The 13486-nt window shown below is 65.3% G+C and carries 12 protein-coding genes; 9 read left to right on the top strand and 3 right to left on the bottom strand.

All coding sequences use genetic code 11. The annotated features are described in order from the left end of the window. Positions 1-365: 365 nt before the first annotated feature. The 5 genes from LB515_RS27245 (at position 366) to LB515_RS27225 (ending at position 5435) form a co-directional block, all read left to right on the top strand. Positions 366-1274, top strand: coding sequence for a Ku protein (locus LB515_RS27245; protein WP_095768347.1), 909 nt, complete (start codon positions 366-368; stop codon positions 1272-1274). Positions 1275-1291: 17 nt separating this feature from the next. After that, positions 1292-2389, top strand: a complete 1098-nt coding sequence (locus tag LB515_RS27240) for a tetratricopeptide repeat protein (RefSeq protein WP_411969171.1) — start codon at positions 1292-1294, stop codon at positions 2387-2389. Between the two features lie 211 nt (positions 2390-2600). Further along, on the top strand, positions 2601-3236 hold the full coding sequence (locus LB515_RS27235) for an alpha/beta fold hydrolase (protein ID WP_224709553.1): 636 nt from the start codon (positions 2601-2603) through the stop codon (positions 3234-3236). Between the two features lie 152 nt (positions 3237-3388). Beyond that, positions 3389-4165, top strand: coding sequence for an exodeoxyribonuclease III (locus tag LB515_RS27230; protein WP_224709552.1), 777 nt, complete (start codon positions 3389-3391; stop codon positions 4163-4165). Between the two features lie 79 nt (positions 4166-4244). Beyond that, entirely contained in the window at positions 4245-5435 is a 1191-nt protein-coding gene (locus tag LB515_RS27225) for a hypothetical protein (RefSeq protein WP_224709551.1), read from the top strand. An 88-nt stretch (positions 5436-5523) separates the two neighbouring features. Here the strand turns inward: LB515_RS27225 and LB515_RS27220 are convergent, their stop codons facing one another. Both LB515_RS27220 and LB515_RS27215 read right to left on the bottom strand, forming a co-directional pair. Then, positions 5524-5613, bottom strand: coding sequence for a putative RiPP precursor (locus LB515_RS27220; RefSeq protein ID WP_140840613.1), 90 nt, complete (start codon positions 5611-5613; stop codon positions 5524-5526). Positions 5614-5735: 122 nt separating this feature from the next. Next, a complete protein-coding gene (locus tag LB515_RS27215) occupies positions 5736-5837 on the bottom strand; it encodes a putative RiPP precursor (protein ID WP_224709550.1) in 102 nt (33 codons plus the stop codon). A gap of 416 nt (positions 5838-6253) precedes the next feature. Between LB515_RS27215 and LB515_RS27210 the strand changes: the two genes are divergently transcribed. The 3 genes from LB515_RS27210 (at position 6254) to LB515_RS27200 (ending at position 11202) form a co-directional block, all read left to right on the top strand. Beyond that, on the top strand, positions 6254-7843 hold the full coding sequence (locus LB515_RS27210) for a WD40 repeat domain-containing protein (RefSeq protein WP_224709549.1): 1590 nt from the start codon (positions 6254-6256) through the stop codon (positions 7841-7843). A 76-nt stretch (positions 7844-7919) separates the two neighbouring features. Beyond that, a complete protein-coding gene (locus LB515_RS27205) occupies positions 7920-9086 on the top strand; it encodes an SEL1-like repeat protein (protein WP_224709548.1) in 1167 nt (388 codons plus the stop codon). Between the two features lie 118 nt (positions 9087-9204). Continuing rightward, the gene (locus LB515_RS27200) at positions 9205-11202 is read left to right on the top strand and encodes an amidase (protein ID WP_224709547.1); all 1998 of its coding nucleotides are present in this window, start codon (positions 9205-9207) and stop codon (positions 11200-11202) included. Between the two features lie 35 nt (positions 11203-11237). On the opposite strand, the gene LB515_RS27195 is transcribed toward LB515_RS27200, so the two are convergent. Next, positions 11238-12473 carry an MFS transporter gene (locus tag LB515_RS27195; protein ID WP_224709546.1) on the bottom strand — a complete coding sequence of 412 codons (1236 nt, stop codon included), beginning with the start codon at positions 12471-12473 and terminating at the stop codon, positions 11238-11240. Positions 12474-12570: 97 nt separating this feature from the next. Here LB515_RS27195 and LB515_RS27190 point away from each other — a divergent pair, with 97 nt between their 5' ends. After that, a complete protein-coding gene (locus LB515_RS27190) occupies positions 12571-13479 on the top strand; it encodes a LysR family transcriptional regulator (protein ID WP_224709545.1) in 909 nt (302 codons plus the stop codon). Positions 13480-13486 lie beyond the last annotated feature (7 nt).

The raw sequence follows: 13486 nt of genomic DNA, 5'->3' as shown, positions 1-13486 counted from the left end.
GAGACGGAAAGGGGGCAGCGCCAACGTATGTGATCGAGGCGCCAAAAGATATTCAGCTCCGCGCCATTCCCCCTCTCCGTCTCGGCTTCGCCGAGCCACCTCTCCCCCGCCTCCGCGGGGGCGAGGAACGGCGTCAGGGCATCGACGCTTGCTACGATTTGAACTATTCTCCGCGCCAACCGCCCCAGAAAACACTTCGTCAGGAATTCGGCAGTACAATCAGGGGTCGGTGTAGGATTTCCACGGCGCTGATCGTCCTACGGACGAAGCGCTGCAAAGAGCATGGTCCTAAAATGGCCGGAACCGGTTTTGGACAAGACCATGCTCCAACATAGTGTCAGTGCATGGCCGCGTAGGAGTTCATCATGGCGCCCAGGGCAAGTTGGAAAGGTTACCTCAAGCTCAGCCTCGTCAGCTGTCCGGTCCGGCTTTACCCGGCCACCAGCGCGAGCGAGCGCATCTCGTTCAACCAGCTGCATAAGAAGACGCACAACCGCATCAATATGAAGCCGGTCGATCCCGAGCTCGGCCTTGTCGAGCGCTCGGACCTGGTGCGCGGCTACGAATATGAGGACAAGCAGTACATCATCATCGATGATGCCGACCTCGATGCGGTCCGGATCGAATCCAACCACACGATGAACATCGAGGCCTTCGTCGACGAGGACGAGGTCGACGTCATCTACCAGGACGCGCCCTATTATCTCGCGCCCGACGGCGCCATGGCGGAGGAAACCTTCGCGGTGCTGCGCGAGGCGATGCGCAAGTCCGGCAAGCTGGCGATCGCCCGCCTGGTGCTCTCCAGCCGCGAGCGCGTGGTGACGATCGGCCCGCGCGAGAACGGCATGTTCGTCTGCACCTTGAGAAACCCCAACGAAGTGCGCGGCACGGCTGAATATTTCGGCAACATTCCGGCCGGCAAGCCGGATCCGGAAATGCTCGAGCTGGCCCAGGCGTTGATAAAGCAGAAGGAAACCCACTTCGATCCGAAGAACTACGAGGATCGCTACGAGGTGGCGCTGATGGCGATGATCCGCGAGAAGCTGAAGGGCCACAAGCCGATCATCGCGGCTGCGCCCGAGCGCGGCAACGTCATCAACCTGATGGATGCGCTGAAGGCGAGCCTGTCGCAGCAGGCGAAACCCCCGGCCAAGTCGAAGAGCAAGGCCGAGGAAGCGCCGGCGAAGCCGTCCAAGAAAGCGGCCGCGGGGGGTGCGCCTGAGAACCCGCTGAAGGCGAACCTGTTGAAGGCCGTCGGCAAGAGCAAGAAGTGACGGGAAATGCAGGGCCAGTGATCGTTCCCGGCGCTGTCTTCGGCGTCGTCGGCGCGCTGGCCGCCTTTCCGCTGCGCCTCGCCGCCCGCGAGGTCGAGCGCCGCCATGCGGAGTTGCGGCGTGGCGTCACCCGCCGGACTACGCATGTCCTGTTCGGCCGCACGCTTCTCGCCAAGGCGGCGAAATCCGGCGATGCCGAGATAGAGCGCCGTGTGAAGATCGAGCGCGAAGCAGGCCGCGCGCTGATCAGCGAGAGCGGTTTCCTGCGCCTGCTTGGGCTGATGAAGGCGCCCGACGCCTCGTCGCTCTCCAGGCAGTCGCTGATCGACCAGTCGCGACTCGCCGGCGACGAACTCGACCTTCTGTCGCTGTTCGATGCCTTCGAGCATGACGGCGAACCCTATTCCTTCCGAGACCTGATCCTCGCGCGCAAATATGCCGGGCTGATCGCCAGCGGCGCCACTTGGGGCGCGATCGCGCGCTCGGTGCATCGCTCGGGCCCGGTCGCCTCGCTCACCGCCAAGTCGCTCAATCTCGGCTCGCAGCATGGCCGCCCGGATGCGATCTATCTCGACGAAGGCAGGAGCGAGCTCGACGGCCAGCTTTTGTTCGACCTCGGTTCACCCGAGGATGACAGGCTGGAGGAATTATTCGCCGAGGCCGAGATGGCAGAAGAGGAGGGGCGCCACGACGATGCGGCCGCGCTCTACCAGCGTTGCCTGGCGATCGATCCCAAGGATGCGATTGCCGCCTTCAACCGCGCCAATTGCCTGCGCGGCGCCGGCCGGGTTACCGAAGCCGCGCATGATTATGCCCGCGCGATAAAGCTCGACCCCGGTTTCGTCGAGGCCTGGTTCAACCTCGCCGGCCTGATGAGCGACGAGGGCAGGGTGGCATCGGCAAGGCGCCATCTGCAAAAGGCGATCGCGCTCGACAGGGCCTATGCCGACCCGGTGTTCAACCTGGCTCGGCTGGAATTCGATGCGGGTAATCTGATGGAGGCCCGCCGGTTGTGGGTCCGCTATCTGGAATTGGATGCCGAGTCCGAATGGGCGCGGACTGCGCAGAAGGGAATCCAGTTCGTGGACCTGCACATGGCGCGCACGGCGGGGTGAGCGCCTTTTCCTTCTCCCCTTGTGGGAGAAGGTGGATCGGCGCGCCAGCGCCGAGACGGATGAGGGGTGCTGGAAGGAATGAGACGTTGGTGACCTTGTCGCAAGTAGGAGTATTGAAGGGCGTATCCGCCAAGCTGGAGCACCCCTCATCCGTCCGAGCTTCGCTCGGCCACCTTCTCCCACAAGGGGAGAAGGAGAGATTGGCGCTCCCATGACCCATTTTCTCTTCGACGGCTTCGACACCGCCCCTGTCACCATCCTGCTCGCGCACGGCGCTGGCGCACCTATGGATTCCGCCTCGATGGCCGCCACCGCCAAGGCGCTCGCGGCCGCCGGCTTTCAGGTCGCACGCTTCGAGTTCCACTATATGGCCGCCCGCCGCTACGGCCATCGCAAGCCGCCGCCGCGCGCCGAAACGGTGAACCCGGAATATGTGAAGGCGATCGCCGATCTGCGCGCCAAGGGCGTGACCGGAAAGCTGATCATAGGTGGCAAGTCGATGGGCGGCCGCGTCGCCTCCATGGTCGCCGACGAGATGTTCGCCAAGGGCGAGATCGCCGGGCTCGTGTGCCTCGGCTATCCTTTCCATCCGCCGGGCAAGCCGGAGCAATTGCGGACGAAACATCTGATCAAACTGAAGACGCCGACGCTGATCTTCCAGGGCATGCGCGACGAGTTCGGCACCAAGGAGGAAGTCGCGACCTACGGCCTTTCTCCTGCCATCGAGGTGATCTGGCTGGAGGACGGCGACCATGATTTGAAACCGCGCAAGGCGATCTCGGGTTTTACGGCGGGCGACCATCTGAAGACCGTGGCGGAGACGATCAAAATCCGGATGACGGACTGACTACGCCGCCAAGTCTGGCGAGATTCAGGTCAGGCCGAGTCGAAAATGGTGGTTTCCGAGAACCGGAGCGGAGCGTACTTTTCGTACGTGAGCACCGGAAGCGCAGGAAGCGGCGTTTGCAGGCCGGTATCACCTGAATATCGACAGACTAGATGAAACTCGCCACCTTCAACATCAACAACATCAACACCCGGCTGGACAACCTGCTGGCTTGGCTCGCCAAGGCAAAGCCCGACGTCGTGTGCCTGCAGGAGCTGAAATCTCGCGACACCCAATTCCCGCTGACCCGGCTCGCCAACGCCGGCTATGGCGCTGTGTGGAAGGGCGAGCCGACCTGGAATGGCGTCGCGATCCTCGCGCGCGGTGCCGAGCCGGTGCTGACGCGCGATGCACTGCCCGGCGCCGATGCCGACCGCCAGGCCCGCTACATCGAGGCGGCGGTCGACGGCGTCGTCATCGCCTGCCTCTATGCGCCGAACGGCAATCCTCGACCGGGGCCGAAATTCGACTACAAGCTCGCCTGGCACGAGCGCTTCGCCGCGCATGCGGGTGAGCTCCTCGACACCGGCCTGCCGGTGGCGCTCGCCGGCGACTTCAACATCGTGCCCGAGCCGCGCGACATCTATGAGACCCGCTCCTATGACGAGAACGCGCTGGTGCAGCCCGAAAGCCGCGCCGCCTTCGCCGCGCTGATCGCGCAGGGCTGGACAGACGCGTTGCGAAAGGTTTTTCCCAAGGAGGAGAGGCTCTACACTTTCTGGGACTATCGCCGGAACCGCTGGCCGCGCGACGCCGGCCTGAGGCTCGACCACATTCTGTTGTCGAAGAAGCTCGCTCGAAAACTGAAAGGGGCGGGCGTCGACCGCGAAGTACGGGGAGGGGACAATCCAAGCGACCACGCGCCGGTCTGGGTGGAGTTGGCAACCTGACCTTCTCTGCAAACTTAGATGGGGGACAATTTCATGCACGCGGTCTTGAACGGCGATCTCCAGCCATCGCCTCTCTGCCATGACTGACACCGCCCTCGTCGCGCTTATCTCGGCCCTCGTCCTTGCCGGCGCCATCGCTCTCATTGCGATCGCGCTGCGCCGGCGCCGCAAGCGCCGCAGGGCGCGCGGCAATCCCGATCCGGCGGGCGACTACGCGCCGCGCGCCCACTGGGCGCCGACATCCGGCAAGCTCAACTTCTCGTCCTTCGTCTACATGGATGTCGACGGCGACGGCGCCTATGGTCAAGCCGACCGGCCGATGGCGGGCATCGTGGTGCGGCTCTATGACGAGCGCGGCGATTTCCTTGCCTCGGCGCGCAGCAACGCCGCCGGTTTCGCCAATTTCCCGATGTCGTCGAAGCGCCGCAGCGCGGCGATCCAACGGCCCGGCAGCTACCGCTTTTCCGTCTCGGTGCCGCCCGGCTGGCGCGCCAGCAGCGCCAACCAGGACCAGGCGGTGCGTATCGCGGATGCGCCCGGATCCATGGTCGGCCTCGCCGGCGAGGCCTTGCCGAAGCCGGTCGGGCTCGCGCCGGGGCGGACGTTGAACGGCAGGACGCCGGCCGCGACGGGCGTCACGCTGTCGGTCATGGCCAAGGGTCAGTTGCTTGAGAGCCGGGCGCTGCCCGCGGACGCGGCCTTCCGCTTCCCGCTCGGCGTCGAGGCCGATGAAATCGTCATTGCCGGTTCGGGGCTCGACCGAAGGCTCAAGCTGTCGGCTTACCCGGTCGATCTCGGCCTGTTGGCGCGCGGCGCGCTCGCGCCCGACGCTGCACTCAACGCCATCGGCTTCGACGACATAACCCCGCGCGGCCTGTGCAAGGTGCCGTCCGGCCATGCCGGGCTCGACTGGCGCAATCTCAACGCCATGGCGCGCGACCACACCGCCAACAGCGAGGGCTATGTCAACGGCAATGTCTCGGGCGCCTACATCGCCTATACCAGCAGCGGCCATCCGGCCGAGTTCGGTCGCGCCACACCCTTCGGCTTCCACTCGGTGATGCTGACCGCGGCCTGGCTGGCCTCGGAAGGCGAGACCGCGCTTGTCGAAAGCTGGTTAGGGGAGGAGCTGATCGCCAGCGATGAGATCGCGCTGTCGGCGCTGGCACCGGTTCAATACGCGCCCATGTTGCAGGCGGTGACGCGTGTGCGCCTGTCGACAAAGCATTACTGGCAGATGGTACTGGACGATCTGGTTCTGGCTCTTTGACTTATGCTGACCAAAAGTGCCGAAATTCTTGCGATATCTCAAGCAAGGCTAACGCGCGCCGCCCCAAGGCCTGCAACGCGTCTTTGGCTCAGAATACGACGGAAGCTGCGCCGTTAGCGGTGATTGCCGAAAGCCTGTCCTTCTTGACCAGTGTCGGCCTCACATAGGTCTTCTTCATCCACGCTCTCCCAAAGATTGCGCCGCTCGATCTCAAACACACGTTCGCCGTCAAGTAAACTCCCGGGCAAGTCCTTCCCCGTTGCGCATTCCTGCTACTGTGCGGAAATTAAATCGTCAGGTTCAAACACCAGCGCTGCCGCCGTTGACCACCGGCGAACCCGCCACCACCGCCGAAAGCTTGCCCTTGCGGACAAGAATCGGCTTCTCGTAAATCTCCTTCATCCCAAATTCCCCCCGTTAGTCAGTGCCGGCAAAAGCACCGATGATTTCATCAAACCGGCGAAGGCAGCGAACCCGCCACAACCGCTGAAAGCTTGCCCTTGCGGATCAAAACCGGCTTCTCGTAAGTCTTCTTCATAAGATTGCTCTCCTAGAAATCCCCGGCGGATAATCTCACATAGGCAATTTCTGTCAATCACCGGCTCCAGCGGGCTGTTCTGCTCCTGGGGATAGGGTTCTACTGATAGAGCCGCCGCCCAATAGTGGGCGACCGCGCCGGCCGGAACCGGATGCGAAGGATATCGCCCGGCGAAGCTGTGTGACGTCTTGCACTTAGCCTTGGCCGCAAGCTCGGCTAAGATGCCGGGGCCGGCCCGCTGCCGCCGGTTGCAGCGCGGCGGGGCGATGGGGGGAGACCGATGAAGAGATCGACCGAAAGGCTGCTGGCGCTGGCAATGCTGATCGTCGGCATTGCCTGTTTCGTCAAGCTCTATGCGGCGCTGGGCGGCAGGCCGCCGGCGACGGCGCGCCTGGAAGTCTTCGGCGCGGCCGGCGTGCTGTCGGTCCTTGCCGGGCTGCTTTTCCTCGCCGGGCTGCTGCCGGCCGCCGCCAGGCATGATCCGGCCGCTCCTTTGTTCGGCCGCGACGCCGGGATCGCGCCGGCCGGCTATCCGCGGCTGCGCCGCGCAGCGCTCGCTTTGCCGCTGTTGGCCCTGATCGTCATCGTCGCCGACCAGTTCGATCCGTGGCGGACTCAGGAACCGGGCGGCGAAGAGGCTGAGGAAGTCGCCACCGCGCCGGCAGATCCGGCGCCTCGACCGCTCGAGCCGGAGGCGAGCACAAAGCCAAACACGCCTGGGGCGAGCATCGAGCCAGCCTTGCCCGCACCCGCACAGCAAGAGGCTGCAAAGCCCCCGTTGCCCGAGCCGGTTGCGGCTCCCGTTCAGCCGGCGCCGACAGCCGCTCCACCGGCCGAGTCCGCGCCGCCGCGGCCTGCCCAGCCGGCAGAGCCGGTCCAGCCAACCCAGCAGACGGCGCTCGCTCCCGCAACGCCGCCGCAGACGGTGGCGCCGCCTCCACCGGCGCCTCCGGCCCAGCCGACCGCGCTGGAAGGCCACCGCGACGCCGTCGTCTGGCTGGCGGTGTCGGCCGACGGCCACCAGATCATGAGCGCCAGCACCGACCGCATGATCAAGCTCTGGGATATCGAGGGCAAGCGGCTGATCCGCGACCTTGGTGAGCACAAGGACATGGCGCGCAGCGCGCTTTTCATGCCCAATGGCAAGACCGTGCTCACTGCTGGCGACGACGGCGAAATCGTGCTGCGCCAGCTATCCGACGGCACGGTGCTGCACGTCTTCTCCTCGGGGGCGAACGGCGGCGTCAGGCAACTGAAGATAAGCCTGGACGGCAAGCTCGCCGTTAGCGGTCACGACACCGGTTCCGTCGTCGTTTGGGACCTGGGGAAGGGAGCGGTCTTGCATGTGCTGCCGGGCCACGACTGGTCGGTGAGTTCCGTCGCCATCTCGCCCGACGGCACCAGGGCGCTCACCGGCAGCATCGACGGTGAGCTGAAACTCTGGGACATCGTTTCGGGCAAGCAGTTGCGCAGCTGGCTTGGCCACGAGCGAGGCGCCTATGGCGCGGTCTTCCTGGCCGATGGCCACCACGCGGTGACCGGCAGCGGCGATTACACGATAAAGCTTTGGGACCTCGACACCTTCAAGGAGGTCCGCCGCTTCGAGGGGCATTCCGGCACGGTCTATGCGCTGGCCTTGTCGGCCGACGGCAAGCGCCTCGGCTCCGTCTCGCTGGATGGCACCGCCAGGATATGGAACATGGACACCGGCGCCGAGATCGCCGAATTCGATCCCGGCACTGGTCCCATGTACTCGGTCGCCTTCGCCGCCGACGGCACGCTATTGACCGGCGGCATCGACCGCACCATCCGCGACTGGCCGGCGGCGGGCGGGGAGGGCACGGTGCTGTTTGCCGGGGCGCCGGAATAGCTTTAGGCACAGGGTATATTTCAGTACAGCCCAGCTTGCGCTATCAATTACTGTTGATTGCAAATGGGGGGTAATCTTGAGCAATTACGAATGGCCACCTAGGTCACAGGCGGCAGTCTTTAGTGCGCGGGCGCCTCGTACCGGCCTGATGCTGTGCCTCTCCTTGGTCGTGCTGGGGGGCTTCGTGCTGTTTGGACCTGCCTTAAACTACTACCAACAGTGGTCCGCGATAAGGAAGGCAGAAGTCGCCAAACTGGCAAAGGACTACGCCGAAGAGTATCGCCAGCTTTCTTTACTGGCAAATATGGGTAATCCCGGCGCCCAGTATGGTCTCGGGGTTCTGTGCTTGGAAGGCCAAGGCGTAGCGCAAAATCGCGAGCAGGCACTTTACTGGTGGCGGAAGGCTGCAGATGGAGGAAGCGCCCAGGCGGCGTACAGCATAGGTCGCGCCTACTATGTCGGCGAAGGCGTGGAGAGAGACGATAAGATTGCCGCGACCTGGGTAAGAAAAGCCGCCGACAAGGAAGAGCCAAACGGCCAGAGTTTGCTCGGCACCCTTTATGCACGCGGCCACGGTGTCGATCAGAATTTTAACAGAGCATTCGAATGGTGGATGAAGGCCGCTGCGCGCGGCCAAGTCGATGCACAAACCGCCGTCGGCAATGCTTTCGCGCTGGGCAGCGGGGTCGGAAAGGATGATGCCCAAGCTGTTGTCTGGTACCGTAAAGCAGCCGAGCAAGGTAATATCCCGGCGCAGTCAGCGCTGGCCTATGCCTATTCGACGGGCAAGGGTGTGGTCAGGAACGACGCGGAAGCCGCATCTTGGTGGCCAAGAGCAGCGAACCAGGGAGATGCCTATGCGCAGTCTAGCCTGGGCATTGCGTATTTGACAGGCGCGGGCCTCCCCCAGAGTGACGAGAATGCCGTTTCATGGTGGCTCAAGGCGGCGAAGCAGGGAGAAGCTTCGGCCGAATTGAATCTGGGCGCGGCCTATGCCACCGGCAGAGGCATAGCGAAGGACGAGAAGTCCGGCGAATTCTGGTTGCTGCAGGCGGCCAGCACTGGAAATGTCAGTGCCGAACTCAACCTCGGCAAACTCTACTACAGCGGGATAGACGGCAAGCCCAACTACCCGGAAGCCGGCAAGTGGTTCGTTAAGGCGGCGGAGCATGGTAGCGACGAAGCCAAGGCTTTTCTCCAGCTCATGAAGCAAAACGGCCAGTTCGCCAGCAAGACGCTGTAAGTACATCGCGGAAGATTCGCGAAAGCGACATCCAATCTCCCCCTTGCGGGGCAGATGCCCGGCAGGGCAGAGGGGGTGTGACGGAACGCAGCTTCTGTAAGGGAATTCGCTCGCCATCATGCTCCACCTCGTCGAAGCCTCGATCGCCGACCTGCGCCGCGTACTGGAAGACGGCACCGTCACCAGCGTCGAGCTGGTCGCTGCGTATCTGCGGCGCATCGCCCATTACGATCGCCACGGCATCGCGCTCAATGCCGTGCCGGTCCTCAACCCGAAGATGTTCGAAGAGGCGGAAGCGTCCGACCGGCGCCGCCGCGAGGGCAAGACGCTCGGATCGCTCGATGGCATCCCCTACACCGCCAAGGACAGCTACAAGGCGAAGGGCTTGACAGTTGCAGCCGGCTCGCCGGCCTTCGAGCATCTCGTCGCTACGGAAGACGCCTTCACCATCGCCCAGCTGCGCGCCGCGGGCGCGGTGCTGATCGGCCTCACTAACATGCCGCCGATGGCCAATGGCGGCATGCAGCGCGGCGTCTATGGCCGCGCCGAAAGCCCGTATAACAAGGATTTCCTCACCGCCGCCTTCGCCTCCGGCTCGTCGAACGGCTCGGGCACGGCGACGGCCGCCAGCTTCGCGGCTTTCGGGCTGGGCGAAGAAACGTGGTCGTCCGGCCGGGCGCCTGCTTCCAACAACGCGCTCGTCGCCTACACGCCCTCGCGCGGCGTGATCTCGGTGCGCGGCAATTGGCCTTTGGTGCCGACCATGGATGTGGTCGTGCCGCATACGCGCAGCATCCCCGACATGCTGGAGCTGCTCGATGTGATCGTCGCCGACGACAACGAGACGCGCGGCGATTTCTGGCGCGTGCAGCCTTGGGTGGAGATCCCGAAAGCCTCGGCGCTGCGGCCGGCGAGCTACACCGCGCTTGCCCTGAAAGGCGCCCTCAAGGGCAAGCGTCTCGGCGTGCCCAAAATGTATATCGGCAAGGATGATGGCGCGGACCGCCCGATCGAAACGCGTGCCTCGGTGCTGGAGCTCTGGCGGCAGGCGGCACGCGATTTGGAAGCGCTCGGCGCCGAGGTGGTCGAGGTCGATTTCCCTGTCGTCTCCAACTACGAACGCGACCGTCCGGGCGCGCTGTCGATGGTCGACCGCGGCTTGGTGCCGCCGGAATTCGCCGAACGCGAGATCTGGGACCTGTCCATCTGGTCCTGGGACGATTTCCTGCGCGCCAATGCCGATCCGGCGATCCCCGATCTCGCCTCGGTCGACGGCGCAAAGATCTTCCCGCAGCCACCGGGCACGTTGCGCGACCGCTACGGCGAGGCCGATTTCGATCTGGCGCAGTATGTCGAGCGGGCGAAGCGGGGCGTGGCGCCGCTCGCGGACATTCCCACCATCGAGGCGGGCCTGAAAGGCCTAGAAGCAACGCGCCGCGCCGACTTCGAAGACTGGCTCGATGCCAACCGCCTCGACGCCGTGGTGCTGCCGGCGGTCGCCGATGTCGGTCCGGCCGATGCCGACATCGACGAAGCTTCCGCCCGGCTTGCCTGGCGAAACGGCACCTGGGTCGCCAACGGCAATCTGGTCTGGCGGCATCTCGGCATCCCGACGGTGACGGTGCCGATGGGCACCATGGCCGATATCGGCATGCCCGTCGGCCTCACCTTCGCTGGCAAGGCTTATGACGACGTGGCATTGCTGATGATCGCCGGTGATTACGAGCGCTCCACAAGGCGCCGCACCGCACCGCCGCGCACCCCGCCGCTGGCCGATGATGTGTTCGAGGCCAGGGGCGCGGCAAGTCGTGTTGGCGATGCCCCGCTCACGCTGGCGCTCACGGCTGAGACGACCCGCGCCGGCGACACCGATGAGATCGCGATCGCGCTGGAGGCCAGCGACGCGGCGGTGGTGAAAGTCCACGTCAACGGCGAGCCGGTTTCCATGCAAGGCAGCGCTAACCGATTCACCGGTCGCGTGATCGTACCGGCCACGACCCATCAAGGCTTCCACAGCGTCTGGCGCGGCGCCTATGGTTCCATCGTCACGGCCATTGTGAGGTCGCCGGATGGGCGCGTCAGCGGGGCGTATAGGCTGACGGGTGGGATTGGATAGCTTCCTCCCCCACAAGCGGAGAGGAGAAGATCGAGCTACTCGGTCCAATCCACCACCAGCGCCACCACCCCGAACAGCGCTCCAACCGCGCACACCGCGTTCCAGCCGCCCCAGGTCCAGGCGATGCCGGCAAGCAGCGAGCCGATCGCGCCGCCGATGAAGAAGATGCCGACGAACAGCCCGTTGATGCGGCCCCGCGCCTTGGGCTGCAGGAGATTAACCGCACGGCGGCCCAGCGTCTGGTCGCCGGTGAGGCCGAAATCGAGCAGCACGGCGCTGACACCCATCAGGATGAGCGGCAGCCATGCCCCGGCTTTGGCCGCCCCGGCCCATGCGGCGAGGCCGAGCGCCGCAATCAGCACGAGATGGCAGAGGATCGTGGCGGTGCGCGTAAAGCCGCGGTCGCCGGCGCGGCCGAAGATCGGCGTCACAGCCGCGCCGCCGGCGCCGACAAGTGCGAACAGCGCAATGCCTTTCTGGCCAAGGTCGAAAGGGGGGGCGGACAGGCGTAGCGCCACCGCCGTCCAGAACACGCTGAAAGCCGCCATCACCAGGCTCGCGGTGAAGGCACGACGCCGCAGCACCGGCTCTTGGGCTAGAAGCCCGACCAGCGAGGCGATGAGCCCCGCATAGCTCGTATGCGCCAGTGGCTTGCGCCTTGGCAAAGCGAGGCCGAGCAGGATGGCGAGCAGCGCCAGTGCCGCGGCGCTGATGCCGTAGAAGGCGCGCCAGCCGAAGGCGTCGGCGACGAGGCTGGCGATCGGACGCGAGAGCAGGATGCCGATCATCAGCCCGCTCATCACGTCACCGATAACGCGCCCGTCCTGTCCCGGAGGCGCCATCGAGGCCGCGACCGGCACCAGCACCTGGATGCAGGAACAGGCCGCCCCAAGCACGAACAGCACGGCAAGCAGCGAGGCGGCCGACGGCGCGAATGACGCGACCGCCGCCGCCAGCGCGGCCGCGCACAGCATGCGCAGCGCCAGCACGCGGTTCTCGACGAGATCGGACAACGGCACCAGGAAGAACAGCCCGGCGGCATAGCCAAGCAGGGTTGCCATCGACACCAGGCCGCTTTCCGATGCCGCCGCGCCCAGCGACGGGCCGATCAGCCCGACCAGCGTCTGGGGCGCGAACAGATTGGTGACGATGATGCCGACCGAAGCGGCGAACAGCAGCGTCTGGGATCGGGTGATCGTGCCGCCGCCGGCATGCGGCGACGGAACGGCGAACTCGGCCGTCGCGATCCGGGCGTTATCTGTTCCGTTCATGGGTAGCCTCGCTGTCTGCATATTTCGCGAGGACTTTATTCGCGCTGATCATAATGCTACAACTGAAATGATTTGATAATGATTATGCGAGATACGCATGAACATCCATGACCTTGAAGCCTTCGTCGCCGTCGTCGAAACCGGCTCCATCGTCGGCGCCTCTGCCAGGCTCAATCTCACCCAGCCCGGCGTGACGCGCCGGGTGCAGAATCTCGAGGAGCGGCTGGCGACGCCTTTGCTCGACCGCCAGTCGAAGCCGCTCAAACCCACCGCATCGGGTCGCGAGGCCTATGAGCATGGCCGTCGGCTGCTGCGCTCGCTGGAGGATCTGAAGGCGGGCGTCTCGCCCGCCGGCGAGGTGGGGGGCGAGTTCCGTCTCGGCATCATGCCTTACCTCTCGACCAGCGCGCTGTCGGAGCCGCTCGACGGTCTTCGCGCGGCGTTCCCGCAACTGACACTGAAGATCACCTCCAGCCTGTCGCCGCGCCTGGTGGAGCAGGTGCTGCACAGCGAGATCGACGCGGTCGCCGTCTGTCTGGCCGAGGGCGTCGCGCCGCCGCCGGAGCTCGTCGGCGACGATCTTGGCGTGCAGGCGGTGCTGCTGGTGGCCGCGCCAAACCTCGGCGTGCCGAAGCCGGCCGAGCTCAACGATCTTGCGCGCTACCCCTGGGTGCTCAACGAAACCGGCTGCGGCTTCCGCGCCTTCATCCGCCATCGCTTCGAGGCGGCGCGGCTGCCGTTCCATGTCGGCGTGGAGGCGCAGGGCGCGGATCTGAGGATGTCGCTGGTGGCGCGCGGCCACGGCATCGGCGTCGTCACGCCGGGCGCGCTGTCCGGCAGCCAATGGCGCGACGCGGTCGAGGTGGTCGACTGCCCAGGCTTCAAGCCGCAGGTGCGCTGTTGGCTGCTCCACCGCCCGCCGGCCGGCAGGCTGGCGCGTCCGATCGCGGTGTTCCGCGACGCGCTGGCGGAGGCGCTGAAGGGGCCGATGCCGCTGATGTCGTAGAAGCCAG

Origin of the sequence: Mesorhizobium sp. CA15 (assembly GCF_020165215.1) — a bacterium.
Taxonomy (GTDB): Bacteria; Pseudomonadota; Alphaproteobacteria; order Rhizobiales; family Rhizobiaceae; genus Mesorhizobium.
Note: the sequence above shows the minus strand (reverse complement) of the source record. Positions and strands in the feature narration are given on the sequence as shown.